This is a genomic window from Virgisporangium aurantiacum, assembly GCF_016863635.1.
In the GTDB taxonomy this organism is placed as follows: domain Bacteria; phylum Actinomycetota; class Actinomycetes; order Mycobacteriales; family Micromonosporaceae; genus Virgisporangium; species Virgisporangium aurantiacum.
This window is the reverse complement of sequence record NZ_BOPG01000091.1, coordinates 1-24750: the sequence shown is the minus strand read 5'-3', so window position 1 is coordinate 24750 and position 24750 is coordinate 1. Positions and strand designations below refer to the sequence as shown.

Annotated in this window: 25 protein-coding genes; 13 read left to right on the top strand and 12 right to left on the bottom strand. The window is 69.4% G+C overall.

Annotated elements, in window-relative coordinates; genetic code table 11:
* Positions 1-4 precede the first annotated feature (4 nt).
* On the top strand, positions 5-1222 hold the full coding sequence (locus Vau01_RS54015; RefSeq protein WP_204009524.1) for a cysteine desulfurase family protein: 1218 nt from the start codon (positions 5-7) through the stop codon (positions 1220-1222).
* Here Vau01_RS54015 and phnE read toward each other — a convergent pair.
* Genes phnE through Vau01_RS54000 form a run of 3 tightly spaced genes read right to left on the bottom strand, consistent with a single transcriptional unit; the run spans position 1158 to position 3656 of the window.
* Positions 1158-2063, bottom strand: coding sequence for a phosphonate ABC transporter, permease protein PhnE (phnE, locus tag Vau01_RS54010; protein WP_204009522.1), 906 nt, complete (start codon positions 2061-2063; stop codon positions 1158-1160). The two genes, Vau01_RS54015 and phnE, sit on opposite strands and share 65 nt — an antisense overlap.
* Entirely contained in the window at positions 2047-2787 is a 741-nt protein-coding gene (locus tag Vau01_RS54005; protein ID WP_204009518.1) for an ATP-binding cassette domain-containing protein, read from the bottom strand. The genes phnE and Vau01_RS54005 overlap by 17 nt, the downstream gene beginning before the upstream one ends.
* Positions 2784-3656, bottom strand: coding sequence for a phosphate/phosphite/phosphonate ABC transporter substrate-binding protein (locus Vau01_RS54000; protein WP_204009507.1), 873 nt, complete (start codon positions 3654-3656; stop codon positions 2784-2786). Before Vau01_RS54000 ends, Vau01_RS54005 begins: the two co-directional genes overlap by 4 nt.
* 403 nt (positions 3657-4059) lie before the next feature.
* On the opposite strand from Vau01_RS54000, the gene Vau01_RS53995 reads away from it, so the two are divergent.
* Positions 4060-6186, top strand: coding sequence for a heavy metal translocating P-type ATPase (locus Vau01_RS53995; RefSeq protein ID WP_204009505.1), 2127 nt, complete (start codon positions 4060-4062; stop codon positions 6184-6186).
* A gap of 52 nt (positions 6187-6238) precedes the next feature.
* Here Vau01_RS53995 and Vau01_RS53990 read toward each other — a convergent pair whose 3' ends face one another.
* The gene (locus Vau01_RS53990; RefSeq protein ID WP_204009503.1) at positions 6239-7687 is read right to left on the bottom strand and encodes an MFS transporter; all 1449 of its coding nucleotides are present in this window, start codon (positions 7685-7687) and stop codon (positions 6239-6241) included.
* A 92-nt stretch (positions 7688-7779) separates the two neighbouring features.
* On the opposite strand from Vau01_RS53990, the gene Vau01_RS53985 reads away from it, so the two are divergent.
* The 4 genes from Vau01_RS53985 (at position 7780) to Vau01_RS53970 (ending at position 10815) form a co-directional block, all read left to right on the top strand.
* On the top strand, positions 7780-8379 hold the full coding sequence (locus Vau01_RS53985) for a TetR/AcrR family transcriptional regulator (RefSeq protein ID WP_204009501.1): 600 nt from the start codon (positions 7780-7782) through the stop codon (positions 8377-8379).
* A 131-nt stretch (positions 8380-8510) separates the two neighbouring features.
* Complete coding sequence (locus Vau01_RS65505; protein ID WP_204009577.1) at positions 8511-8681, top strand: LuxR C-terminal-related transcriptional regulator; 171 nt, start codon at positions 8511-8513, stop codon at positions 8679-8681.
* A gap of 311 nt (positions 8682-8992) precedes the next feature.
* Positions 8993-9631, top strand: a complete 639-nt coding sequence (locus Vau01_RS53975; protein ID WP_204009499.1) for a DUF4304 domain-containing protein — start codon at positions 8993-8995, stop codon at positions 9629-9631.
* Between the two features lie 743 nt (positions 9632-10374).
* On the top strand, positions 10375-10815 hold the full coding sequence (locus Vau01_RS53970; protein ID WP_204009496.1) for a hypothetical protein: 441 nt from the start codon (positions 10375-10377) through the stop codon (positions 10813-10815).
* 285 nt (positions 10816-11100) lie between these two features.
* Here the strand turns inward: Vau01_RS53970 and pdxR are convergent, their stop codons facing one another.
* A complete protein-coding gene (pdxR, locus tag Vau01_RS53965) occupies positions 11101-12534 on the bottom strand; it encodes a MocR-like pyridoxine biosynthesis transcription factor PdxR (RefSeq protein ID WP_204009493.1) in 1434 nt (477 codons plus the stop codon).
* 160 nt (positions 12535-12694) lie between these two features.
* Between pdxR and Vau01_RS53960 the strand changes: the two genes are divergently transcribed.
* Positions 12695-13204, top strand: coding sequence for a ricin-type beta-trefoil lectin domain protein (locus Vau01_RS53960; protein WP_204009469.1), 510 nt, complete (start codon positions 12695-12697; stop codon positions 13202-13204).
* Between the two features lie 249 nt (positions 13205-13453).
* On the opposite strand, the gene Vau01_RS53955 is transcribed toward Vau01_RS53960, so the two are convergent.
* On the bottom strand, positions 13454-13798 hold the full coding sequence (locus tag Vau01_RS53955; RefSeq protein ID WP_204009468.1) for a hypothetical protein: 345 nt from the start codon (positions 13796-13798) through the stop codon (positions 13454-13456).
* Positions 13799-14114: 316 nt separating this feature from the next.
* Here Vau01_RS53955 and Vau01_RS53950 point away from each other — a divergent pair, with 316 nt between their 5' ends.
* From Vau01_RS53950 to Vau01_RS53930, 5 genes are all read left to right on the top strand, one after another.
* Positions 14115-14282, top strand: a complete 168-nt coding sequence (locus Vau01_RS53950; RefSeq protein WP_204009466.1) for a hypothetical protein — start codon at positions 14115-14117, stop codon at positions 14280-14282.
* 501 nt (positions 14283-14783) lie between these two features.
* Entirely contained in the window at positions 14784-16166 is a 1383-nt protein-coding gene (locus Vau01_RS53945; RefSeq protein ID WP_204009463.1) for a hypothetical protein, read from the top strand.
* A complete protein-coding gene (locus Vau01_RS53940) occupies positions 16163-17146 on the top strand; it encodes a PASTA domain-containing protein (protein ID WP_204009461.1) in 984 nt (327 codons plus the stop codon). The genes Vau01_RS53945 and Vau01_RS53940 overlap by 4 nt, the downstream gene beginning before the upstream one ends.
* An 893-nt stretch (positions 17147-18039) precedes the next feature.
* Complete coding sequence (locus tag Vau01_RS53935; protein ID WP_204009459.1) at positions 18040-18255, top strand: hypothetical protein; 216 nt, start codon at positions 18040-18042, stop codon at positions 18253-18255.
* Positions 18256-18341: 86 nt separating this feature from the next.
* Positions 18342-19283: an AraC family transcriptional regulator gene (locus Vau01_RS53930; protein WP_204009456.1), complete on the top strand. Its 942-nt coding sequence runs from the start codon at positions 18342-18344 to the stop codon at positions 19281-19283.
* 33 nt (positions 19284-19316) lie between these two features.
* Here Vau01_RS53930 and Vau01_RS53925 read toward each other — a convergent pair whose 3' ends face one another.
* The 6 genes from Vau01_RS53925 to Vau01_RS53900 all read right to left on the bottom strand — a co-directional run bounded on the left by Vau01_RS53925 (position 19317) and on the right by Vau01_RS53900 (position 23479).
* Entirely contained in the window at positions 19317-19898 is a 582-nt protein-coding gene (locus Vau01_RS53925) for an NADPH-dependent FMN reductase (protein WP_204009453.1), read from the bottom strand.
* 73 nt (positions 19899-19971) lie between these two features.
* Positions 19972-20904 (bottom strand): YflT domain-containing protein, encoded by a 933-nt coding sequence (locus Vau01_RS53920; RefSeq protein WP_204009450.1) that lies wholly within the window; start codon positions 20902-20904, stop codon positions 19972-19974.
* Positions 20901-21314 carry a four-helix bundle copper-binding protein gene (locus tag Vau01_RS53915; RefSeq protein ID WP_204009447.1) on the bottom strand — a complete coding sequence of 138 codons (414 nt, stop codon included), beginning with the start codon at positions 21312-21314 and terminating at the stop codon, positions 20901-20903. Before Vau01_RS53915 ends, Vau01_RS53920 begins: the two co-directional genes overlap by 4 nt.
* Before the next feature lie 19 nt (positions 21315-21333).
* Positions 21334-21597 (bottom strand): UBP-type zinc finger domain-containing protein, encoded by a 264-nt coding sequence (locus Vau01_RS53910; RefSeq protein WP_204009443.1) that lies wholly within the window; start codon positions 21595-21597, stop codon positions 21334-21336.
* 16 nt (positions 21598-21613) lie between these two features.
* A complete protein-coding gene (locus Vau01_RS53905; RefSeq protein ID WP_204009440.1) occupies positions 21614-22063 on the bottom strand; it encodes a DUF1931 family protein in 450 nt (149 codons plus the stop codon).
* 27 nt (positions 22064-22090) lie between these two features.
* Positions 22091-23479: a hemerythrin domain-containing protein gene (locus Vau01_RS53900; protein ID WP_204009437.1), complete on the bottom strand. Its 1389-nt coding sequence runs from the start codon at positions 23477-23479 to the stop codon at positions 22091-22093.
* A 184-nt stretch (positions 23480-23663) separates the two neighbouring features.
* Here Vau01_RS53900 and Vau01_RS53895 point away from each other — a divergent pair.
* Positions 23664-24750: hypothetical protein (locus Vau01_RS53895; RefSeq protein ID WP_204009434.1), on the top strand; the 1087-nt coding region annotated here is incomplete at its 3' end.

Below are 24750 nucleotides of genomic sequence, written 5' to 3'. Positions count from 1 at the left end.
TGTGATGACCGATGCTGTATATCTCGATCACAACGCCACCACACCCGTCGACCCTCGGGTGGCCGACGCGATGGCGCCCTTTCTGCACGGCGCGTTCGGCAACCCGTCGAGCAGTCACCGCTTCGGCGTCCGTGCCCGGGTGGCGGTCGACAACGCCCGCGGCCAGGTGGCTGAGTTCCTGGACTGCGAATCCGACGAGATCGTCTTCACCGGCAGCGGATCCGAGGCGGATCATCTGGCCATCCGTGGCATCGTGCTGGGCGGCGGCCTGACCGGCGAGTCCCGCCGGTCGCACGTGGTCACCCAGTGCACCGAACATCCGGCCGTATTGCAGACCTGCGAGAGTCTCCAGCGCCTGCACGGCTGCACCGTCACATACCTCCCGGTCGGCGGCGACGGCACCGTCGATCCGTCCGCCTTCGCCGAGGCCCTCTCCGAGCGCACCGCGGTCGCCTCGATCATGCACGCGAACGCCGAGACCGGAACCATCCAGTCCATCGCGGCACTGGCCAGTGCGGCACACGACCGGGGCGTGCCGTTCCACACCGACGCCGCCCAGTCCGCCGGCCGCCTCGACGTCCGCGTCACCGAACTGGGTGTCGATCTGCTGACCCTGGTCGGCCACAAGATGTACGCACCCAAAGGGATCGGCGTGCTGTACCGCCGCCGCGGCCTGCGCCTGGAACCGGTCGGATACGGCGGCGGCCAGGAGCACGGCCTGCGCTCGGGTACGGAGAACGTCGCCGGCATCGTCGGCCTCGGCGAGGCATGCCGACTCCTGGCCGACCGGCGGGAAGCCATGGCTGCCGCACGTCGCCGCCGTGACCTGTTGGAGGACCACCTACGGGCACTGCTGCCCGGCCGAGTGCACCTTAACGGCTCACGCGAACAGCGGCTGCCCAACACGCTCAACGTCAGCATCGACGGCGTCATCGGCAACGACGTACTCGGATTCACCGAGACGGTCGCCGCGTCGACCGGATCCGCCTGCCACGCCGGCGAATCGGCGCCCTCCGCCGTCCTCCTCGCGATGGGCATCCCCGCCGAGCGGGCCCTTGGCGCCCTGCGGCTCACCGTCGGACGGTGGACCACCGACGACGACGTCACCACGGCGGCCGCCGCCATCGCCGACGCCGTCCGCCGGTACGACGCCGAGGTCACGACCGTCCCGTCCACAACCGCTGGTACCGCGGTCGCTCGCACTCACCCGGCAGGCCGGTAGCAACTCCCATCCGGCGGCGTACGAGCACGGACGCGCCGTCGACCACCAACACCAGGATCAACACGGCCGCCATCAACGTGGCCAGTTCCTGATAGCGGAACAGATGCAGCGCCACCCCCAGTTCCTGGCCCAGGCCGCCGGCACCGACGTACCCGATCACCACCGAACTGCGGACGTTGCACTCCCACTGGTACAGCAACTGCGAGGCGACCGTTCCGCGGGCCTGCGGAAGGATCGCCAGCAACGCCGTCGCCAGTCTCGAACTGCCGGTCAACCGCATCGCTTCCACCGGGGCGGCGTCCACCGCCTCCATCTGCTCCGAGCACAGCTTGGCCATCATTCCGGCCGAGTGCAGGCCGATCGCGTAGGCGCCGGCCGCCGGTCCCAGACCCACGGCGGCGACGAACAACAGAGCCCACAACAGTTCCGGCACACCGCGCAACACCATCGCCAGCCAGCGGGCGGCGAGGGCCAGGTAGCGCGGCGCCTGCACGTTCCCCGCGATCAACACCGACAGAGGAAGGCCGAGCAACGCGCCGAGCACGAGGGCGGCGATGGAAATCTGCAACGTCTCGACGGTCGCCTGTCCGATGCGGGCGAGCAGTTGCGGGTCGAGATCGGGCGGGAACAGCCCGGACAGCAGGCGAGCCGCACCGGACCGACCCTCGATCAGCGGACCGACACCGACCTCGGCGCCGTTCAGCGACCACACCACCACGGTCACCGCGGTCAGCAACCCGATCCATCGGACCGTCCGCAACGGCTGCCGGGTCGGCCCGCGCGCCGGAGTCCGACTTCGCCACGCGGTTTCCGGCTCGTCCAGATCAGCTTCCGTGGGCATAGATGAGCTCCGTCTCGCGCGCGTCGGGCGGCGCCCCGTCGTGGGCGATCCGGCCGGCCCGCAACGCCACCACCCGCGCGAACCGGCCGGCGAGGGAGACGTCATGCGTGCTGAGCATGACCGTCGCTCCTTCCACCGAGGTCAGATCGGCCACGGCTCGGGCGGCATTCACCGGGTCCAGGCCGCTCGTTGTCTCGTCGGCCAGCAGCAGCCGCGGATCGCCCAGCAGCGCCCGGGCGAGCGCCACGCGTTGCCGCTGCCCGCCCGAGAGGTTCTCGACCCGCTCGTCGAGGATGTCGGTGATGCCGTGACCCTCAGCGAGTTCAGCCAGCCTGGCCGCGTGTCGCGACGGCACCCTGCCCCGGGCCACCGCCCACCAGTCCGGCATGCGCCAGGACCACGACTGGCCCATCAGGATGTTCGTGCGCGCCGACACTCCCGGCACCAGATCGTCGCGCTGGCGCACGTATCCGGTGAACTGGCGTAGTTGCCGCACCTGCTGGGTCGCGAAGGGATCCAGACCGCCGACCCGCACCCGGCCCCCGGCCGGACGGACCCCGCCCAGCAGGAGCCGTAGCAGGGTGCTCTTGCCCGCCCCGGACGGGCCGACGAGCGCGAGCTGCTCGCCGGCCCGTACCGACACCGAAACCCGGTCGAGCGCGGGGACCGCGCGACCTGCAAAGGTGACCGTGACGTCCTCGAGGACGATGTCCGCGCCGGTCACGCCGGGGTGAGCAGGCCCAGCGTCGACGCGTTCGACCGGACCTCTTCATAGTCGGCGGCGGTCACCTTGACGAACGACTTCGCCCGCAGCAGATCGAGCAACTTGCTGTCGCTGATCGCGGTGAACGCGTCAGTGACGGCTGTCCGCGCCTCCTCGCTCAGCCCGGAGCGGGCGACCCACGGGTAGCCCATCACCTCCTGCTGACCAACCACCCGCAACGCCCCTGGAGGGATCGTGCCCTGCTTCTCCAGCCGGTGCAGGATCCGCAGTTCGATGCCGCCGGCCTCGGCCGCGCCGTTGAGCACCGCTTGGGCCGTGGCGTCATGACCGCCGGTGAAGGTGACCGTCTTCAGCGGTGGACATTTCTTCAGATCGCCCTTGTCACACTTCGCTCCCGCCGACACCAGCATCATCCGTGGATACAGGCTTCCCGATGTCGAACTGACATCGCCGAACGCGAACGTCCCCCCGGCGGTGACCACGTCACCGACCGAGCGATGCGCGGACCTGTTCTGTACGACGACCGCGGAGAAATACCGTGGCGTACCGGTCTCCTGGTCGACCTCGGTGACCAGCGGCACCACACCCTTTGCCTGCTCCTGTGCCTGTGCATAGGTGAGTCCACCGAGGTAGGCCACATCGACCTGGCCCGCTACCAGCGCGGCCACCACGCCGGCATAGTTGTCGGCGACGAACAGCTCGGTATCGACCTTCAGCCGATCCGCCAGATAGGTCCGCAACGGCTCGTACTGGGCCCGCTGCTTCTCCGGCGAGATGTTCGGCACCACACCGACGCGCAACTTCTTCGGTATGCCCTGGTCGGTGGTCTCATTGGCCGCTTCGCAGCCCACCGATCCAACCAGCAGCATGATGACGACTGTCAGTCCCGCCAGGATGCAGCGCTCACGGCGCCGCATCTCCCGAAGGCGTCCAAACAGCATGCAGAGACCTCGCTCTCCCCCGATCGAGCAGGGTGAACGGCGAGTCCCGAAGGGCCCGCCGACAACTGTCGGTGATCGCGTGCCTCGCCACCGGCCTGTCGTGAGCGCCTTGCGTCTCTGGTCCGACTCTAGCCAATGATCCGCGTCGTTGTGTGTCCGTGATACGCAAGAAGCGCGTCACGCCCGGAGCATTGCGGGTCGGGGATCTCGCCGACGCGCCCTCGTGGTTCGCGTGAGCCGGGCTACCGCGGATGTGACGAACAGGTCCGGCGCCCGACCTTGGCAATATACCCCCAGGGGGTATAAGTTGAGGACCACGGAGGTGGTGAAGATGACTCAGCACCCAGGCACGACCGCGACCCCGGCGCGCGCCCACGACCACCATGACGGTCACGGGACGCATCAAGGCCACGGTGGGCATCAGGGGCATGACAAGCACGCCGGGCACGACCCGGAGATGTTCCGCCGCAAGTTCTGGCTCAGCCTGGTCCTGACCGTCCCGATCGTGGCGACCAGCCCCATGGTGATGGACTGGTTCGGCTACACCCTCGACTTCCCCGGCATCGATCTCGTGGGACCGGTCCTCGGATCGGTGGTGTTCCTCTACGGCGGCTGGCCGTTCCTCGTCGGTGGCATCAGCGAGATCCGCGACCGGGCACCCGGAATGATGCTGCTGATCTCGATGGCGATCACCGTCGCCTACGGCGCGTCCCTGGCAACCACGTTCGGCCTGTTCGACCTGGACTTCTGGTGGGAACTGGCCGCGCTGGTCACCATCATGCTGCTCGGGCACTGGCAGGAGATGAAGGCCATCGGCCAGGCCCAGGGCGCGCTCGCCGCGCTGGCCGCACTGCTGCCCGACGACGCCGAGCGCGTCACCGACGACGGGTCCGTCGAGCGGGTCGCCGTCGCCGAACTGCGCGTCGGTGACACCGTGCTGGTCCGCTCCGGCGCCCGCGTTCCCGCCGACGGACGCATCGTCGACGGGTCGGCGGAACTCGACGAATCGATGATCACCGGCGAGTCCCGACCGGTGCCCCGCGGCGTCGGTGACCGCGTGGTCGCCGGCACCGTGGCCACCGACTCGGCGCTGCGGGTGCAGGTCGACGCCGTCGGAGAGGACACCGCGCTGGCCGGCATCGGCCGCCTGGTCGCCCAGGCGCAGGCATCGAGCGGACGCGCACAGGTGCTCGCCGACCGGTTCGCCGCGATGCTGTTCTACATCGCCACCGCCGCGGCGCTGGTGACGTTCCTGGTCTGGTGGGCGGTCGGTGACCTCGACCAGTCCGTGGTCCGCACCGTCACCGTGCTCGTGATCGCCTGCCCCCACGCGCTCGGCCTGGCCATCCCGCTGGTGATCGCGCTGTCCACCGCCGTGTCGGCGAAGGCCGGCATCCTGATCAAGGACCGGCTGGCGCTGGAACGCATGCGCACCGTCGACGCGGTCCTGTTCGACAAGACCGGCACCCTGACCAAGGGCGCGCACACCGTCACCGGCATCGCGGCCACTGCGGGCGGGAACGACGACGAGGTGCTGCGGATCGCCGCCGCAGTCGAGTCCGACAGCGAACATCCCTTAGCCAAGGCCATCGTCGCCACCGCAGCCGGACGCGGACTGCAGGCAACCGCCCGCGAGTTCCGGTCCCTGACCGGTCGCGGCGTCCAGGCCGAGGTCGACGGCGTCACCTACGCCGTCGGCGGCCCGTCCCTGCTACGCGAGTTTCACGCGACGGTTCCCGACGACCTGGCCGAGCGGACGGCAGACTGGTCCGACCGGGGCGCGGCCGTGCTGCACCTGATCCGCCTCGGTGACGGTGAAGGTGACGCTCCCGACGCCAGTGGCGCACCGGAGGTGATCGGCGCGTTCGCACTCGAGGACGAGGTCCGGCCGGAGGCCCGGGAGGCAATCGAGCAGCTGCGGAAGCAGGGCGTCCGGAAGATCGTCATGATCACCGGGGACGCACGACCGGTGGCCGAAGCCGTCGCCGCCGACCTGGGTTTCCGACCCGACGTCGACGAGGTCTTCGCCGAGGTCCTGCCCGCCGACAAGGACCGGGCGGTCGCCGACCTGCAGGCCCGCGGCCTGACCGTCGCCATGGTCGGTGACGGCGTCAACGACGCGCCGGCGCTGGCCCGCGCCGACGTCGGGCTGGCCATCGGCGCCGGTACCGACGTGGCCATCGAGTCCGCCGGCGTGGTTCTCGCCTCCTCCGACCCGCGCGGCGTCACCGGCGTGATCCGCCTGTCGAAGGCGTCGTACCGGAAGATGATCCAGAACCTGGCCTGGGCCGCCGGCTACAACGTCGTCGCCATCCCGCTCGCCGCTGGAGTGCTGGCCTGGGCCGGAATCACGCTCAGCCCGGCCATCGGCGCCGTGCTCATGTCGGCGTCGACGATCGTGGTCGCGCTCAACGCCCAACTCCTGCGCCGGGTCCGCCTCACACCCGACCCGCGGTGAACACCGGAACGGGCCCACGGCGCCTGCCGTGGGCCCGTTCGCCGGCGCCGTGTCAGTGCATGTGCCGGACGGCGCCTGCCGGTGGCCGGCCCGCCGGGACGAGCACCGCGGCCAGCACCGCCGCCGTCAAGGCCGCCGCGGCGCTGAACGCGAACGCGGCGGTGAAGCCACCCGTGGCCGGTGCGCCGGTGCCGGTCCCGGCCAGGCTGGTTGCGGCGATCGCCGAGACGGTCGCCACGCCCAGGGCGGCGCCGAGTTCGTGGAAGGTGTTGACGAGTCCCGATCTGACCCCGGCCTCGGCCGGATCGGTGTGCGCCAGAGCGGTGGTCGTCGCCGCCACGAACGTCGCACCGAGACCGGCGGCGCCGACGCTGACCCCGACGATCAGCGCGGGCGCCGTCGTCCACACCGCGACGGTGCCGGCACCCGCCGCCGCGATCAGCAGCCCGACCGTCGCCAACGGCCGGGCGCCGATCCGACCGATCGCGCGGCCACCCGCGTGCGCCCCGACGATGGTGGCGACAGCGACCGGCAGGAACGCCAGGCCGGTGCCGGCGGCGCTGTAGCCGGCCACGTGCTGCAGATGGAACGACCCGAGGAAGAAACCGGCGACGAGCAGACCGGTCGCCACGAGCATGAGGAACGCCCCGGCCGACACCCGCCGCCGCAGGAGCACCCGCAGGTCGATCAGCGGCGCGCGCACCGTCCGCTGCACTACGGCGAAGCCGGCGTAGAGCAGCCCGGCCGCGCCGAGCGCGGCGAGGGTCGGGGCGGCCACCCACCCGACGTCGCCCGCCGTGATCAACGCGTAGATCAGAGCGCCGGTGGCGGCGGTCACGAGGACCGCACCGGGCAGGTCGATCCGTCGGCCACGGACGGCCGGCTGGGATGCTGGGGCGATCGCCGACAGGCCGGCCAGCACGGCCACGCCCACCGGCACGTTGATGAAGAACACCCACTGCCAGCCCGGACCCGCGGTCAGCAGTCCACCGAGGAGTACGCCGACGGCGGAGCCGGTTCCACCGAGCGCGGCCCACACGCCGAGCGCGCGGTGCCGGTCGGCGCCGTGGAAGGTCGTGGTGACGATCGCGAGCGCGGCCGGTGAGATCAACGCCGCTCCGACGCCCTGGAACGCCCGCCCGCCCACCAGGACCGCGGCGTTCGGCGCCAGGCCGGCCGCCAGCGACGCGGCGGTGAAGACCGTGAGACCGGCGAGCAGCACGCGGCGGGCGCCGAACAGGTCGGCCGCCCGCCCGCCGACGAGCATGAGCCCGCCGAACATCAGCGTGTAGGCCGTCACCACCCAGGTCAGTGCGTCACGTTGCAGGCCGAGGTCGCTGCCGATGTCCGGCAGGGCGATGTTCACGACGGTGATGTCGAGGATGAGCATGAACTGGGCGGCGCTCAGCAGCGCCAGCATCAGCCACCGCCGAGGCGGCGGTGGGCTGATTCCGGGTTCCGTCACCGGCGTCCGGGACCCGGCGCGGACATGTGAGGTCATGGTGAGGCTCCGTTCGAGCGACGAGATAAGCTGAACACCGGTGTTCGGGTTAGCGTAACTCGTACACGCGTGTTCGAGAAAGGCGGCAACCTGTGGCGGAGGCCTCACCACGACGGCGGTCCGGCGGTCGGCGCGCCGACGCCCAACGCAGCGTCGACGCCATCCTGGACGCCGCAATCGCCTGCCTCGTGGAAGACCCGAACGCCAACACCGCCGACATCGCGGCAAGAGCCGGCGTCGGCCGGGTGACGCTCTACGGCCACTTCCCGTCCCGCACCGAACTCGTCGACGCGGCCTTCGGCCGGATCGTCACCCGCGCCGAGGAGCACCTCGCCACCATCGACCTCGCCGGGGAACCGCGGCAGGCACTGGCCGACCTGATCGCGTCATCGTGGGAAGTCGTCTTCCAGCACCGCGCCCTGCTGGCAGCCGCACAAGGCACCATGCCCGCCGAACGCATCCGCCGCCACCACGAGCAGCCACTCACCCGCGTCCGGTCACTGATCGAACGCGGCCGACACGACGGGGTCTTCCGCACCGACCAGCCCGTCGACTGGCTAGTAACCGTCTTCTACACGGTGCTCCACGGCGCCGCGGGAGAGATCGGCGCCGGCCGCCTCGACCAGGCCGAGGCAGCCGGCCTGATCACCGCGACACTCCTCGCGGCATACAGCCCACCACCCCACCGATGATCATGATCGTTCCGGTGCGGCGTCCGCGCCGGCCCACGCCTCGTGATCCACCAACCGCAGCCGATCCTCGGCGCTCTGTGTCACCCGGGCCATCGCGATGACCGCGATAATCGTGCAGGACGCCACGTTCAATCGTTCGGGGCGAGACCGGTAGGAGCGCGTATTCAAGTGGCGAGTTCTCCCGCCGGCTTTCGGTAGCCGACGCCACGGTTCGCAAGCACCTGGAACACGTCTTCGAGCGCTTGCAGGTCACCAGCCGCACCGCCGCAGTCAGCCGGGCCTTCGGCACTGAGCCGCTCTGACGGCTGTCCGCCAAGGTCCGCACCCGCGATGGCCCAGATCTTCGGCATGGAGATCAACGTGTCGCGTCCGCGCCAAGGTTGCGGATGATCAAGGCGGCTGTCTGTGACTCGCAAGGTTGATCCGGACGACGGCCAGCTGGAGTGTCCGGACCTATCTTGCGGATTTCCGGCGAACGGCCTTTCGATGATCTTGGTTCCGTTGGCGTCATCACTTGGAGGCCACGCTGCGCGGCTGGTGAGCAGCCAGATGCCGCCGCCGGGCCGGCGGCTCGGGGTCGTCGCGGCTTGGGCGACTCGCGCACAATCATCGGATGCCCGATCTCGCCATGTCCTACCGTGAACTGCTCCGCGACCAGGTGGGCCCGTCACTGCGCCGGTGCGGGTTCACAGGTTCGAGCGGCCGGTGGACGCTGCGCGATCCGACCTCGGGGGACGTGGCGGTCGTTCAGGCGCAAGGGTCGAGGGGGAACTCTGCCGAGGAGGTCACGTTCTTCGTCAACCTCGCCGTGGTGCCCCAGCCGTGGTGGCGCTACATGGTCGACCTGTACGCCCACTCAGGGGAGCCGAAGGAGTACCACGGGGTATGGCGCGACCGCCTCAAGCGACTGGGTCCCGAGCCGGTCGGCCGGGACGAATGGCGGTTTACCGACGCCATTTCGGCGCACGCCGTCGGCGCGCAGGTCGCCGACCTGCTGACCACCACGGGGGTGCCGTTGGTGCGGCGCTACCTGGACCGGTCGACAGTGTTGGACTACCTGCGGACCCGGGACACGTCGCGGCTGAGCGGCGGCGAGCCGCTCGCGGTGGTGCTCTCCGACGCAGGGCCCAGCCCGGAACTTGACACGGTGCTGGAAACGCTCGTGGCCTCGCTGACCCCCGACAGTTCCCTGGCGTTGCAACGCAAGGTCGAGCGGCTGTTGGACTGGACCGTCGCGAACGCTGCCCGCTGACCGACCGGCTCCTTCGCCGGGCGGCTAACCGGATGCCTGTCGCGTCCGACAACGAGTACCAATGATCAAGGCCCTGAACTGCGACGGGCAACACTCCACGTGCCGCCGCTGGTCACGGGATTGCTCGCAGGGTAATCCGGACGGCTCGCAAGATCGCTCGCACGATTGTCCGGGCACTCGCAAGGTTCTCGCGGACGCAACAGCCGCGCTCCTCGTCGCGCGGAAACCGGATGGCCGACGTGACGACCGGTTGAAGCGCGTATTCAAATCGGGCGAGTTCATCTGGTCGAGGGCTTTCGCCGTGACGCAACGTCGCCAACGAGCTTAGGAGCCGGCCTCTCTCCGCCAGGAGGCAAGGTTGTTTCGCGTGGCGAGGGTGTCGGGGTGGTCGGGGCCGAGCACACGTAGACAGTCGGTGAGCAGCGCCTCGAGCGCGGCGACGGCGACGGCCGGGTCACCCGTCTCCCCCGCAAGTAGGCGAGGACGCCGCGGGCAATCAGAGTGCCTGGGTGGTCCGGACCAAGCACCCGCGTGGAATCGGTGAGCAGCGCGGCGAAGGCGGCGGCGGCACCGGCCGCATCCCCCGCCTTTCCACGGCGCCAGGCGAGGCTGTGCCGGCGCGCAAGGTGGCCGGGTGATCCGGACCCAAGCACCCGCGAGCTCGAGTCGTGGCCGGGCTGGGGCACAGCGGCTGTGGAAGATGCGCCAGGTTTTGTCGGAGCATGCCGTTACTCTCCCGGGCCATGGGCTCATCCAACTGGGACTACTTCGTTCCCTACCAGCACGACCTCAACGCCGCACTCCTGCAGTTGCAGGCGCAGGTGCTCGCCGACGGCGCCTACTACTGGGCCCCGGGCGGCCGCGGGTCGGCGTCGCGATACCCGAACCGGCCGACGACAATGGCCGACCTGTTCTCCGACGAACTGGTGCAGCAGGAGGGCACGCACTCGATCCTCGACATGGACGAGGTCGTCGGCCCCGATGAGGAGCCCGACTTCGCCGCCGTCGCACCGGTCACGGCCGACGAGGCGCGCGAGCGCACCGGCACCGAGATCCTCACCCGCGAGCACGCGCCGCACATTCGCACCCTGGCCGACAAGGCGTGGTACGGCCGGTACGCCGTCCTGCACGACACCGACGGCAAGCCTTCCGAGATCTACTTCTTCGGCTACTCGGGCGGCTGAGGTCGGCCGAGTTCGAGGAGGCACGATCCTGTCGCCGATGAACACGATCTTGTCGTCGTCCAGCACATGAACCTGTCGCCCAACACGCCTGTCGGTGATCTTGTTCGTTCAGGCGCCGACGCGCTCTTTCGTCGCGCGGAAACGGATGGCCGACGCGGAACGAGCTCTACGATCATCACATCGACGCCGGCGCATACCCCCGATCTGCTCATTGCTGTGTGCGGTGACATCACGGGTGAGCTGGGGCGATGGCTCCATGAACGGCCGGTTCAGGCCGGACGACGGTCACGCGTCGGCGGCGAGACAGCGGTGCAGCCTGCGCAGTCCCTCGTCCACCCGGTCGGTGGCGATGGCGCCGAAGCCGAACATCAGGCCGGGCCGCGACCCCGGCCCGGTGGTGGGGGTCCACGGGAAGCCCCACAGCGCGACACCGGCCGTATCCGCCCGCGCGAGGAGCCGCCCGACGTCGATGCGGTCCGGATGCCGGAAAAACGCGCTCAGATGCAGGCCGGCGGCCGACGGGATGAGCGACAGCCACGGCGACAGCGGCCCGGCGAGCGAGGCCGTGATGCGGTCGCGGCGCTTGCGGTACTCGCGGCCGGCCCGTTTGAGGTGACGGTCGAGAGCGCCCTCGTCGAGGAAACCGGCGAGGGCCGCCTGCGTGGGCAGCGAAGTGTGCCAGTCCGTGACGAACTTGGCTGCCTGCACCGCGTGGCGCAGGCCGGGCGGTACGACGACGAAGCCGATCCGCAGCGTCGGTAGCATGACCTTCGAGAACGTGCCGATGTACAAGACGCGGCCGTCGCGGTCGAGGCTGTGTAACGACTCCAGCGGCTGTGTGGTGTACCGGAACTCGCTGTCGTAGTCGTCCTCGACGATCGCCGCACCGTTCCGGCGCGCCCACGCCAGCAGATCCATGCGGCGGCGCAGCGACATGGCCACCCCGGTCGGGAACTGATGCGACGGCGTCACGTAAACCAGCCGCACGGCCGGCGGCAACGCGTCCACGACGAGCCCTTCGCCGTCGACCGGTACCGTCGCTACCCGCGCGCCCACCGACCGCCAGGCGTAGACCGGCGACCAGTACCCGGGTTCCTCGACGGCCGCGCATGCTCCGGGCTCCAGAAGCACCCGCCCGATCAGGTCGATCGCCTGCTGCGCTCCTGAGGTGACCACGACGTCGTCACAGCCCGCCGTCACCCCGCGGAACAGGCGCAGGCGGCGGGCGAGCGCGGCGCGCAGGCCGAGATGGCCGGCCGGGTCGGCGGGCATCCCGTTGCCCATCGCACCCCCGCGCAACTGGTCGGCGACCAACCGCCGCCACGTCATATGCGGAAACAGGTGGACGTCGGGCACGCCGACACGGAAGTCGAACGCAGGCGTGCCGGTGAGGCCGTCCGGCAGGCCGACTTCGTCCCATCCGGACCGGGGCCGCAGCGGCCCGGCCGGCCGCTCACCCCCGCTTCCGGCGTCGGGCAGCGACAGGTTGTTGACGAACGTTCCGGCACCCGCTCGGGTGGTCAGGTAGCCCTCCGCCACCAGCCGGTCGTACGCCGCGGTGACCGTGTTACGGCTGATGCCGAGCCGCACCGCGAGCTGGCGGCTCGGCGGCATCGCCTCGCCGGCCCGCAGCCGTGTCTCGAGGATGCCGGCCCGGACCTGCCGGTAGAGCTGCTCGCCCAGATTCGCGTCGCGGTCGATCCAGACATGCAGCTCCATCAACGGCAGATCCTAATCGGCACCATCCAGGTGACCCCGGATTGGCCCTGTGCCGCCTCGGCTGACGGCCATACGGTCGGAAGCGGCCCGGCGTGTCGTCGGGCATCCAACACACGCGAATCGGAGGAAGACGTTGGGCAAGTCACACGAGGGGTCGAGGATGGTGCGGCGGGTGTTTCGCGCGGCGACGAGCATGGTCGTGGCTATCGGCACCGCGGCCGTTGTGTCGGTGGTCACGGCCTCGCCGGCATCGGCGGTCAACTACGGGCCGGCCCTCTCGCTGCACGTCGGGATCAACCAGAACCTGTGCCTGGACGCCGCGTTGGAGACCTTCGGCAACGGAGGCCGGGTCCAGCTCTGGACCTGTACCGGCTCGATCCAGCAGCGATGGTACGGGTCCGGCAGTACCGTGCGAAGCGCCCTCGACCCGTCCATGTGCCTGGACGCGGCGATGGAGACCCTTGGCAACGGAGGCCGGGTCCAGATCTGGACCTGCAGTGGACGCGCCAACCAGCAGTGGACGCCGAACCTTAGCAACTCGCTGCTTGTGGGTCTCTACGCCCCGGGACCGATGGCGCTGGACGCGGCTCTGGAAACCGTGGGCAACGGCGGCCGGATTCAGCTGTGGGCCTCCACCGGGGCATCGCAGCAGAAATGGTATTGGTACTGACCCTCTGACGAGACCGACGTGGTGGACCCGCCGGGCGTGTCGCGAGCACGAGGCGGAGCTGGTGCTCCCTCTCGTGTTCGCGACCGAGCCATGAGGACGACCGACGCGCTCGGCCGCCAGCCGCCAAGATCGCGGTTGCGCCACGCCGCAGATCGCGGTGCAATCACCGGGCCGTTCACACCCAAGATCATCGGAGCCCTCGGCGGGGCGGACCTCGACCGGGACCGGGACCGCCGACCGCCGAACGGATCACCTGCCCGTCGCTAGAACTCGGGCGGTGGCGCCGGCGCTCACCACCCGCATCGTCGCTGGCCACGATGCCACCACCCCGGCATCCGATCGCGCGACGGCGTAAATGTGGCACGCGATCCGGCCGGCGGAGGCCTTGACCGCCAGCCAGGAAACCGTCGATCTCCTGCCCAACCTCGCCACCTCGCTGTGGAGTGTCGGTTCGTCGCGCATCTGCTCGAGCAAACCTCGGAGCACCTCGTCGCCGCCGTCGCCGAAGGCATCCGATACTTCGACGAGCTTGTCGCCGCCGAATCTGAGGCGTTCACCGCCCGCCGTGACAGCGCCGGTGCCGCGGTCGCCCACCGCTGACGAACCTGCTGCTGACGTCGATCGACCGCACCCATCGCTACAGGACCGGCGCCTGCGTCAACAAAGTTGACCGCGGGCGACTGGGGAGTCTGCAACAAGAACTTCGGGGAGAACATCACCATGAGCGTGAGGGCTGCACGCTACGACAGCGGCAACCTCGTCGATCGTGGCCCCTGGGAGGGCATGCGAACCTGAACAGATGTGATTCGCGTCGGGCCGAATCGGCGGCCTGGTTACCGCGCTCCTGCTGGCCAGCGGCGGACTCGCCGCCACCACCGCCACAGCCGTCGAGGCCGCCCCGCAGCCGGTCGTGGTAGCGGCGACCGGCTTCTACAAAATCGTGAACAGCCTGACCTCGGTCGGCGAGGTTGGTTCCTTGCCGAGGGTGCTCCAGGTGAGCGGGGACGACCCGGCGACGGCGAAGCAGGAGATCACGCAGCCGCTCCGCTCGCAGGGCGGCGACGATTTGATGCGATGAAGGCACGGGCCGGGACCCGTCGCAAGGTCGGCGCAAGGTTCCCACCCAGGTCACGCCGGCACGGTGGAATCACCACCGAATCGTCGGACGTGAAAGGAATAATCGTGGCCACATATCAGCAGGCGCGAGCGAACGAGTTCAGCACGGCCCCAGGCCTGACCATCACCGGAATCGACCTACCGTCGCCGAGGACTCACGCATCGCCGAGATATGGGTCGAGGCCGACGGCCTTGCCACCACGTTCCATTACGTCCCCGTCGGGTGCTGCTAACTGTCCACGCGGCGCCGATCCCGCCGATGATCCACTTCAGGGACGGATCCCCGGCCCACACCCTCAACGACCCCGGGATGGGCCTCGCTCGTCCCGCTTCATGTGAATCGCACGAACGGCAAGCCACACCTACTTTCCTACAAGAGTGGAGCAGGTACGGCCGCCCTGGATCGGATCGACCCCTCCTGACCTCGCGCCTTCCCTCAACCCGACTCTTGATCGGCGGACACATGGGTGAAATTGCCGGCCTCGTTGGTGTATTGCTTCTCATCGCCGGCTCTGCCGTGCTCGCGTTGCGTTTTACGCGACGGCGTGGTCCCGCGCCGCCCGGAAATCCGCAGCCGACCAGCGAGCGCCAAACGGTGGCGCCGATCGAGATAGGAACGGATCTGCCGACGTTCAACATCATCGCCCTGGGTGGCCAGGAGACCGGAAAGACCGTTCTCCTGGCCAGCATGTTCCACCGCCTGACCACCGAGGTAAACGAGGGCGTGTTCCGTCTTGAGACCAGCCTTGACCAGGCTGTTCATCTCACCAACCTCTACCGCAGACTTCGCGACCCGGACGCCGAGTGGCCACCCGGAACGTCGCTCGGAGAGACGCGCTCATTTACGTTCACCTGTATCGGATCGGCCGGTGGTACGGAGTTTCCCGTCCTGCGGTTCAACTATCTCGACTATGCCGGTGAGCTGGTCGGTGGCGGCCCGACGTCGGAGGCGGCGCTCGAACAACAGGAGGAGCGCCAGCGGGATCTGGAGCAGCGGATCGAAGTCGCGCATGCGCTGTTCGGAATTATCGACGGCCAGCGGATGCTGGCGGGCCTGCGGGGAGATCCGAAAGGCTTACTCTACCTGGAGACCTCGATCATTCCGATGATCGGCCTGCTGCGAAGGGCGAAGTGTCCGGTCCATTTCGTGCTGACGAAGTGGGACCTGTTCGACGGGACGCTCGACCTCGGCGGGGCGGCGGGATCCGATGAGCCGATGGACGAGAACGATCGTCTTGTGGTTGTCCGCGACGAGTTGATGTCGCAGCCGGCGATCAGAAATCTCGTCGAACAACGCCGGCGCGAAAAGCGGATCGTGCGGCTGGTGCCGGTGAGCGCGATCGGCCGGCAGTTCGCCACGATGGACGCCGAAGGGCATATGCTCAAGCGCCGCAACGGCCGGCTGCGTCCGGTCAACATCGAAATACCGCTGTGCGCGGTACTGCCGGATCTGTTCACCCAGATCGAGGAGCAACTTCAGGCGGCCGACGAGGAGAAGCTCCTGGCCGCCCGGCGGGACCGGGCCCGGCTGACTGCGCTGGAAGCGGTATCGGCCGTGGGCAAGCTCCTGGCCCGCCCGGCTGGTAGCGCACTGCGCATCGCGGCCGACGTCGCGATCGGCCGCAACGCCTTCAACGACCGCCTCGCGGACATGTTCATCGATTGGGCGGGGCATCGATTCGACGACAAGATGGGTCGGGTCAACGCGGTCGTCGACGACGCCAAGCAACAACTGAACGAGCTCGGGCTCATCCGCAACGCGGTGCTCCGGGAGTTCAGCGAGCGGATGATCGTGCTCAAGCGTCAGCTCCCGGCCTCCGACCTGGCCGACCGGAGCTCGCGGTGACCGACGTGTCGACGTCTGCCTGGGCGTTCGCGGTGGCACGCGGGCACACGGCCGGCTACCAGTTGCTCCTGGCACCGGATTTCCTGGTCGCCGCGCGCGAGTCCGGGCTGTTGCTGAACCAGGTCCAGGGTGAGGTGCCCGAGCCGGGCCCACCCGCGATAGCCGACATCGCCGGGCCGGCCAGCGGGCCGTTGTGTGTGGTCCATCGCACGGCTCGATTGCTGGGTGCCGACGTCGGCGCCACCCGGCAGCCGCAGGCGGCCCTGCTCGACCGCGCCGGGCGGCCGCTGGTGCTGGCGTACGGCTTCGTCTGCCGCGGGATCCGGGTGGCTGCCGACGACGACCGTGATCTGCTCCGCGCGCGCGAGGAGGCGGTCGCCACATACCGTCAGTTCTACGCCGCCGAAGCCGACTTCGTGCCGGCGCAGTCGCATGCGTATCCGTTGCGGTCGGCCGTCACCCCGCTCGATCGGCAGACAGATCTCGGCCGGGCGCCAGGTCATGGCCAGGTGACGGGCGGGGCAGCCACACCGGCCGCGGCGCAACGGGAGGCGCCCTGGACGTCGCAGATCCTACCGACGCGCCCGGGGCCGCCGCCCGCCCGGCGCCGGACCGCCCTGCTGGCGGGTCTGCTGGTCGCGGTGCTGGCGGTGTTCGGCATCACGGCTGCGTTTGTCTACCGCGGCCAGGCCGACGAGCCGACGGTCGAGCAGGTCGCCGTGCCGAACGTCATCGGCCGAAACGAGGCCGACGCGACGCAACGGCTCCGCGACGAGGGCCTGGTGCCCGAGATCGAATGGGTACCCAACGGCGGTCCCGCCGGCACGGTCGTGGCCTCCGACCCGGAGCCCGGCGGGCGCGTACCGCGCGGCTCGACGGTGCGCCTCACCGTCTCCAGCGGCCCCGGCGGTACAAGTCCTCCGCCATCGACCGCAGGGTCGCCGACATCGGCGCCACCATCGTCGAGGCCGCCGCGCTAGCAGGAAACGCACGGAGCGCGGCCAGAAGCAGGCGGATAGCTCCTTTACGCGAGGATCGAGCGCGCTGCGCCCGTCCACGAGACCTGATCCGGAAGCGACCACCTGAAGGGTGTCAGTTCGGGGTTCGACTGTCGTAGCACCGCGCAGCGGCAAGAGCAGATCGAGCTCGACGCCCGCCTCGTTGCAGTCCGCCCCGCCGAGGTGTCAAGGTCTTGTGCTGCCGACCGGCGCGTTCGCCACCTTGGCACCCGAGGCGGGCGAGGCGAGCTGACATCCGAGCAGAGCAGACTCAGGCGGCGCGGCGGTACTCGAGGATCAGGCCGCCGAGCACATCGACGCGTTCCACCGCTGGCGCTGCGGTTGAACGTCCCACGGCAGTGAGGGTACGGAGCGCAGCGGGCGGTCGCAGGTCAAAGCGCGGTGTGGCCGGACGGTGTTGTAGTGCCGCAGGTACTCGGGGTGAGCAAGGACATCTGGTTGCTCGGCATCGGAACCAGCCTGCTCATCGACGACGCCGATACGCTGCGCCGCACCGGCCGGCGCTGAGGCCATATCGACTGCAACGCCTGAACTACGAGCCGCGCGGCGCTGCTTCGGGGCTATCGAGGTGTCCGCCGAGGCCCGGCGTCGTACCGCCGAACCCCATCGCGAGCAGGCGGCGCCGATCTGGGCGATCGCCCCTCCTACAGCCGGAGGAGGGCCGTCTGTGCAGCCGGTGAAGCACATTGACGTGCTCCGCTCGTCCGAACCGCTCGCGCGGATCGTCTGACCGGATCGACCTGCCCGTGGCCACGCCAACCGGCTCACGTCTGCGTAAACCGGATCGCAGCGCATGCACCGGCAGGCGATCGTTGACTGCGCTACGACCGCCCGAACAGATTGGATTCCGGCCCGTGTCCACCGTCGTTTCCCAGACGCTGATCTTCGCCGAACCCGACTACATGTACGGCGCCGGGAACTTGCGGCTCCGCGTCGAGCGCGTGTCCACCCGCCGGTTCATCCACGACAATGACACGTGGGTCATGGTCGAAGGGGTCGAGATCGGATGGGACGGGGCACCGCGCGACCTCCGCCAGGTGGCCGTCCGCGCGTCTGAGCTGGGTGGTTGATGCGACACCCGCGGACACCCACCGATACCCGGCACCTCACTCAGCAATGCCTGGATCATGCCGAGCGGCCGGTCCGCACATGCTCGATGACCACCGCCGATGTCGACGAGGCGCGGGCCACCATCAGCACGTACTTCTACCGGACCTTCCTCGACGTGCTCGGGCCTGCCGCCGATCTGTCGGCCCGGTTCGACCTGGTGACGGCAGGGCCGGTCACGATCGGCGACATGTGTTTCGGTGTCGATGTGGGTTTGCGGTTCGGCGAACTGGGCGCATACCACGTCGACCTGCCGTTGACCGGCGAGCTGTGGTGGCGGCAGGGCCGGCGGCCGGCGGTCGCCAGGCCGGACACGGCAGCCGTGTTCCAGCCCGTGGGTGACACCACTCTCGAACGGTGGCCTGCGGACTGCCGACTGCTGGCCGTCAAGATCGACCAACGGGTCCTGCAGACGCATCTCGCGAGCCTGCTCGACGCGCCCGTTCGCACCCCGGTCGTCTTGGACACCGAGTTCGACGTATCTTCCGGCCCCGGCCGCACCTGGGCGGGGTTGGTGCGGGTACTCGCAATGGAGTCCCGCGTCTCCGGCGGCCTGCTCGGGCACGCCGGGCCGGCCGAGCACCTCCAGCAGAGCGTGATTGCCGGCCTGCTGGCGCTGGCGTCGCCGCAGTACCGAGAGGCGGCTGCGCCGGGCATCCGCGGCTGGGCGCCCCGCACCGTCAAGCGCGTCGTCGAGACGATGCACGCCCGTCCCGCGTACCCGTTCACGATGGCCGCGCTCGCCGAGATCGCCGGCGTCGGCGCCCGCGCGCTTCAGGACGCGTTCCGCCGGCACATCGGGACACCACCGATGACGTACCTACGCGACCTGCGGCTGGCCAACGTCCACCGGGTACTGCACCGCGCCGGGCCGGAGGAGACCACCGTCGCGCAGGTCGCCTACGACGCCGGTTTCGCCCACCTGGGCCGGTTCGCCGCCGCGTACCGCGCCCGGTACGGCGTCCCGCCGTCACAGACTTTGCGCAGCTGACGCTCGCACATGCGGTTACGTTTCGTCGCTCCGCTACGCGACGCGCGTTTCACGGGGCAGTACGGTGAGCACCCGGACGACGTGGTCCCGGAATCCGGCCATGAAATCGGTGAGGAACGCCCGCGTGGATTCGTCGGTGACCTCACCGTTGCCGGGGAACAACTCCGGGGTGTACTGGATGTACGCCTCTGGCGCGGTCATCTGCCGCGCGTTGCAGAAGCTCAACACGGCACGCAGGCTCTGCTGAGCCAGCGCGGTGCCGATCTGGCCGATGGACGCCCCGATCACCGCGGCCGGGATGTGGTCGAAGGAGTTCTGGCCCCACGGGCGGGAGGCCCAGTCGATCGCGTTCTTCAACGCGCCCGGAATCGATCGGTTGTACTCCGGCGTGACGAACAGGATCGCCTGAGATTGATGGATCGCGTCCTTGAGGGCAAGTGCCTCCGGCGGGTAGTCCGCGTCGTGATCCGGGCTGTACAGGGGCAGGTTCCCGATCGGGAGCTCCGTGAACTCGAGGTCCTGCGGCGCCGACCGGATCAGGGCCTTGGCAAGTTCCCTGTTGACGGACGTGGACGAGAGGCTGCCCACGAAGTATCCGACCTTGTACGTGGTCATCGTGCTTCCTTCCGGATGGGTCCCGGGTCGCCGCGGATGCGGCTGAGCCCTCGGTGTTCTGCTCGGCCTGGCGCTACCTTTCATCGCCCAGGAGGTCCTGGTCGGTGACGGAGAGGTGGACGATGTCGCCCTCCACCCGGTCGATCTGGTCCGCCGCCACGTAGGCGTCCGGGCGGAGAAGACCCCGACGGTCGACCTTGACAAAGCCCAGTCGCAGGAGCAGTTCGCGCGGTTCGCCGGAGATGCGCGGCTCACCACCCACCGTCTCCTGGCCCCGGGCGGTCACGGCGTCCGGGTCGCCGAGTTTGACCAGTTCCACCTTTCCGATCTGCCGGCCCGACGCGTCGACCACGCGCATCCCCTCCTGGACGAACCGGATCGGTCCGAGCCTTCCGCTGCGGAAGGTGTCGTGGCGCTGAACGTCTGTGCTTCCCGCGTCGGTGAGAATGTCCCGGGCCCGTGCAATCTCGTCCTCGGTGCCGTGCACGACCGCAAGGTGCTTGCCCGCACTGACGAGACGCTCGTACTTGGGAATGTGCTCCTTGGCGACGAAGTGCCCCAGCACCGCGCCGACACCGCCACCCAGCAGCGCACCGTGGGCCGCCCCGACGGCGGCGGCGGCGAGCGGGCCGAGCACGACGAGCGGACCGGCGCCGGGAACGAACAGCAGCGCGCTGCCGGCCATCAGGCCGAACAGGCCGCCGACCCAGGCGCCCGTCGCCGCCGCCGGGCCGGCGATGTCGCCGGTCGTCACGTACCCGTTGACCCGCGTCTCGCTCTGCAGGTCCTTGCTCACGATGGAGATCCGGTCGATCGGGAAGCCGGCCGCGGCGAGCTTCTCGACGGCGGCCTGTGCGGCGTCGATGTCGTCGAAGACGCCGATCACCGCCCGGTCGTCGGTGCCGACCGGTTCGTTGACGGCGGCGGGCGCGCCGGCGCCGATCGTCCGGAAACCGTTGGTTGGCGTCGCGGCGCGCTGTGTTGTCGGTTTCATGGTTTCAGTCATGCTCGCTCCAAACTGCGAAGTAGGTGCCGGCACGCTTGCGCGCAGCGGCGGCAGGCCTCCCCGCAGATCCGGCAGGCCTCGTTCTCCAGGGCATGTCTCCGGCATTCGTCGTAGGCGGCGCGACAGGCCTCGGTGAGCGCATGCAATGTCGCGGCTGTCACTTCGCCGTCATAGGGCGTGGGCCGGGACAGCACGCGTGCGGCAGCCGTAGCCAGGTCGGCACAGTTGAGGACGGCTCCCGCGCATCGGGCCAGCTGCGCCGCAGCCGGATCGGCAGCGCACGCGTCAGCACAGGACGTGCACGCCTGAGCGCAGTTGAGGCAATCCTGAACACAGATGACGAGCGCATCTTCGTCGATCTTCGGCAACGTGCCCGGATAGGCGTTCAGCATCGCCGCCATGTCGGTCATCGGTCCCCTCCTCGCGGTCCTAGACGAACGCTTCGTCGACGTAGCACCAGCGCCAGTTCTCGTTCGGCTCGAACGACTGGACGATCGGATGCCCGGCGGCGTGGGCGTGCAGGCGGGCATGGCGCAACGGCGAGGAGTCGCAGCATCCGACGTGGCCGCAGGTCAGGCACAGTCGTAGGTGTACCCACGGCGATCTGAGTTCCAGGCATTCCGCGCAGCCGTTGGGTGTCTTCGGTACCACTGGCCGGATCAGCTTGACATGCGGATCGTGAACGACCGTCATGTTATGTCCCTTCGGCTCAGATCAGTTCGTCGAGGATCTTGAAGGCCCTCTCCCAATGGGCGGTCTGCGGATTTCTCACATCGGGATCGACGATCGCGATGACTCGGGCGAGAGCCAGGCTGAGTCCACCGATGACGTGGGGGAGCCGCTCCTCGGTCTCCTTACTCAGCACGCGATCGAGGGGTGGGTATACCGCCAACCGGCTCAGGATCGGGGCCAGCTCGATGTCCTCATCCATCTTGCGGAACGCGTGGATGCACTCCTGCAGTCCTTTTGTGATGGGCAGGTCGTGCGGCGCAACGACGTCCCGCAGGTTTGCCTCCGCCGTGATCTGTCCCAACAGCAGGAGGTCGTGCAGTTTCCGTACCATGAAGTCGCTGTACCGCTTGAGATCGTTCTTGTCGACGTCCAGGTGCGCGGCAGCGCGGAAGAATCGTTCGAACTTGGCGACAGCGAATATCGGCATGTGGGCCGTCCTTCCCAGTGGATCACGTCAGGTATGGGCGCGCCGGAGCGCGTCGCGCACCCGGTCCGCCGTTCGAGGTAGCCATCCGCCCAGTGACTCCGACTGCTCGTCACCGGTGTCGGCCGCCTCTTCCGCCCCGCGGACCGCGTCAGCAAGGCCGCGTAGTTCGTCCGCGGGAACGACCATGCGTAGCCGCGGGTACTCTTCGTGCTCCTCCTGCCGGCTGTGCGCGCGCATCATGCTCCACAGCACGCGAACCGCCTTGGCCGGCTCGATGGTGGTGTCGGCGCGTGCCGCGTCCGCGAGCGCGTCACTGATCTGGTGCTCATCGGCGAGCAGGTGGTCGGCCAGATGCCCGTCGGGGTCGCAGTGCCGGGTGAGCGGGCGGACAATCTCCTCTTCGACGGTCTCGTGGACGGCGATCAGGCCCGCCAGTCGACGAAACGCCGTGTGTCGCGCGTCGCCGGTGGCTCGCAGGAAATGCCGGAACTGGTGCTCGATCCGGTCGTGTTGCTCTGTCAACCGGTCCACCATGTCCCACTCGACGTCCGGCTTTGCCCCGGACGGCCGGACGCCGGTTTCGTTGGGCCCAACGACCTCCTGCGGTTCACAGCCGGTATGTCGCCGCAGCAGATCGCCGGTGGCCCGAAGGTGCGCGAGTTCCATCTGCAGGTACAGCTCCCACAGCTGCCTGAGCCGGCGGTCGGTCTCCTGGCCCATGAAGGAGTAGTACAGGTAGCAGGCGGCAGACTCGTGCACCACCAGTTGTGCCCAATCGGTGTGGGCGGTGCGCACGTGCGGTCCGCGCTGCGGCTGGTTCGCTCCGACCACCCAGCTGTGCAGTAGCGACAACGGTTGCGTCGTCGACGGAGCCGGCGAACCGGACCGCGGCGGGTCGCTCCCGCCCACCGCGATAGGCCCGGGCGCCGCCGCCAGCGCGTCGACCTCGCTGCCGACGCGATCCGCCCACGGGTGGCCGGCCCGGCCGCTGACCTCGGCGAGCCGCTGCAGATGAGCGAGATGCACCCAGACCTGCCGTCGGTACAGCTTCTGACGGTCATGATCAGGCTCGTTACCCGCCACCCAGCTGACCAGGTGCAGGGCCGCCCGCTCGGATCCGATCGCGGTCTCCAACGGATGCTCGGGTCGCGGCTTCCGGGCGGCGATGTTGTCCCGACGCACGGACGCGGCCGTACCCAGGCGCCCGACCACCTGGCGCGAGTCGACGTCGGGACAGCGCTGTACGAGCCGCCGGTCGAACAGCGCGGAGGCCGCCTCGATCCCCTCCATCGTGCTCACTCGACAGCGCGTGTCGGAGTCGGCCGCCCGCACGTCGACCGGCTCGACATCGAGCTCGTGCCAGTGCCGGCCATGACGGTCGACGGGGAGCCCGGGATGATCAAACGGATCAAACACGGTGACTCTTCAGCGTCGTGAGTACCTCACGCTGAATCTGTTCACCGGTCAGCGTTGTCGTTGCCGAAGTCATCGGTGTCCTCCCTGTCGTGTGGCTTTCCACGACTATCTGTCGCGTTCGGGTGATCCGGGCTAGCCTTTGCGGCGTGATCGTGGAGGCGCCCCGTTCTGGGACACTGTGCCGATGAGTGGCGCCCGCCCGTCAGAATCGGGACAGCGCGACGAGGAGGAATCCTCACCCGTCGTCCTGTGCCTCGTGGCCGCGCCCGGGGCGGCGACCGACCTGATGCGCAGACTCGAACCGGATCTGACCGATCTGATCGCTTCACGGCTGCGCGGCGTGGAGTGGGTGGTGCGGTGCGTTTCGGACCGGCTGGTCGAATGGCCGGCCGACCTGAGCCAGCTCGTCGCGGCGGCGCGCCGCCGGATGCTCGAGGAGCACGGGCACCTGGTGGTCAGCATCACCGACCTGCCGTTGCAGACCGCCCGGCGGCCGGTTGTGGCACACGCCAGCATGACGCACGGGGTGGCCGTGCTGTCGTTGCCGGCGCTGGGTGCGGTCGACGTGGTGCACCGGGCGAGGGAGACCACCGTGCGGCTGGTGGCGGCGTTGGTCGGCGGCGACTCGCAGCCGGCATCGGTCGATCGCCGGCTGCGGGAACTCGGCGACCGCGTCGACGAGCAGGGTGCCGCGTTCGGGTTCGTCACCGGGGTGGTGACCGGTAATCTGCGGCTACTGCTGGGCATGCTCCGTGCCAACCGACCGTGGCGGCTGGCGATCCGGCTGTCCCGTGCGCTGGTCGCCGCGCTGACGGCCGGGGTGTTCGCCCTTGTCACCAGCGACATCTGGCGGCTGTCCCAGGACGCCGGCCCGGTCCGTCTCGGCCTGCTGACGGCGGGCTCGGTCGTCGCCGTGACACTGACCATCGTCATCGGGGCCGGCTTGTGGGAGAGGGCGCCGGAGCAGCCGGGTGCGCGGGAACAGGTCGTGCTCTTCAACGTCGTGACCGTCGCGACGGTGGTCCTCGGTGTCCTGGCGCTGTATCTGGCGCTCCTGGTGTTGACTCTGGTCGGTGCGTTCATGCTTCTGCCCGTCGCGACGCTCGCTGATGCGCTCGGATACCGGCCGGGCGTCGGGACTTTGGCCGAACTCGCATGGACGGCCACCTCGATCGCGACGGTCGGCGGCGCGCTCGGCGCCGGGCTGGAGACCGACGAAGCGGTGCGCGAAGCCGCATACGGTTACCAGCCCGACGAGCACGTGCGGCACT

Coding starts and splice junctions, on each gene's coding strand:
- Vau01_RS53915 (WP_204009447.1), bottom strand. CDS start 21,314: ATGACCGACATGGCGGCGATGCTGAACGCCTATCCGGGCACGTTGCCG.
- Vau01_RS53905 (WP_204009440.1), bottom strand. CDS start 22,063: ATGCCGATATTCGCTGTCGCCAAGTTCGAACGATTCTTCCGCGCTGCC.
- pdxR (WP_204009493.1), bottom strand. CDS start 12,534: ATGGAGCTGCATGTCTGGATCGACCGCGACGCGAATCTGGGCGAGCAG.
- Vau01_RS53960 (WP_204009469.1), top strand. CDS start 12,695: ATGGTGCGGCGGGTGTTTCGCGCGGCGACGAGCATGGTCGTGGCTATC.
- Vau01_RS54015 (WP_204009524.1), top strand. CDS start 5: ATGACCGATGCTGTATATCTCGATCACAACGCCACCACACCCGTCGAC.
- Vau01_RS53930 (WP_204009456.1), top strand. CDS start 18,342: ATGACCACCGCCGATGTCGACGAGGCGCGGGCCACCATCAGCACGTAC.
- Vau01_RS54000 (WP_204009507.1), bottom strand. CDS start 3,656: ATGCTGCTGGTTGGATCGGTGGGCTGCGAAGCGGCCAATGAGACCACC.
- Vau01_RS53970 (WP_204009496.1), top strand. CDS start 10,375: ATGGGCTCATCCAACTGGGACTACTTCGTTCCCTACCAGCACGACCTC.
- phnE (WP_204009522.1), bottom strand. CDS start 2,063: ATGCCCACGGAAGCTGATCTGGACGAGCCGGAAACCGCGTGGCGAAGT.
- Vau01_RS53990 (WP_204009503.1), bottom strand. CDS start 7,687: ATGACCTCACATGTCCGCGCCGGGTCCCGGACGCCGGTGACGGAACCC.
- Vau01_RS53995 (WP_204009505.1), top strand. CDS start 4,060: ATGACTCAGCACCCAGGCACGACCGCGACCCCGGCGCGCGCCCACGAC.
- Vau01_RS53925 (WP_204009453.1), bottom strand. CDS start 19,898: ATGACCACGTACAAGGTCGGATACTTCGTGGGCAGCCTCTCGTCCACG.
- Vau01_RS53910 (WP_204009443.1), bottom strand. CDS start 21,597: ATGACGGTCGTTCACGATCCGCATGTCAAGCTGATCCGGCCAGTGGTA.
- Vau01_RS53975 (WP_204009499.1), top strand. CDS start 8,993: ATGCCCGATCTCGCCATGTCCTACCGTGAACTGCTCCGCGACCAGGTG.
- Vau01_RS53920 (WP_204009450.1), bottom strand. CDS start 20,904: ATGACTGAAACCATGAAACCGACAACACAGCGCGCCGCGACGCCAACC.
- Vau01_RS53945 (WP_204009463.1), top strand. CDS start 14,784: ATGGGTGAAATTGCCGGCCTCGTTGGTGTATTGCTTCTCATCGCCGGC.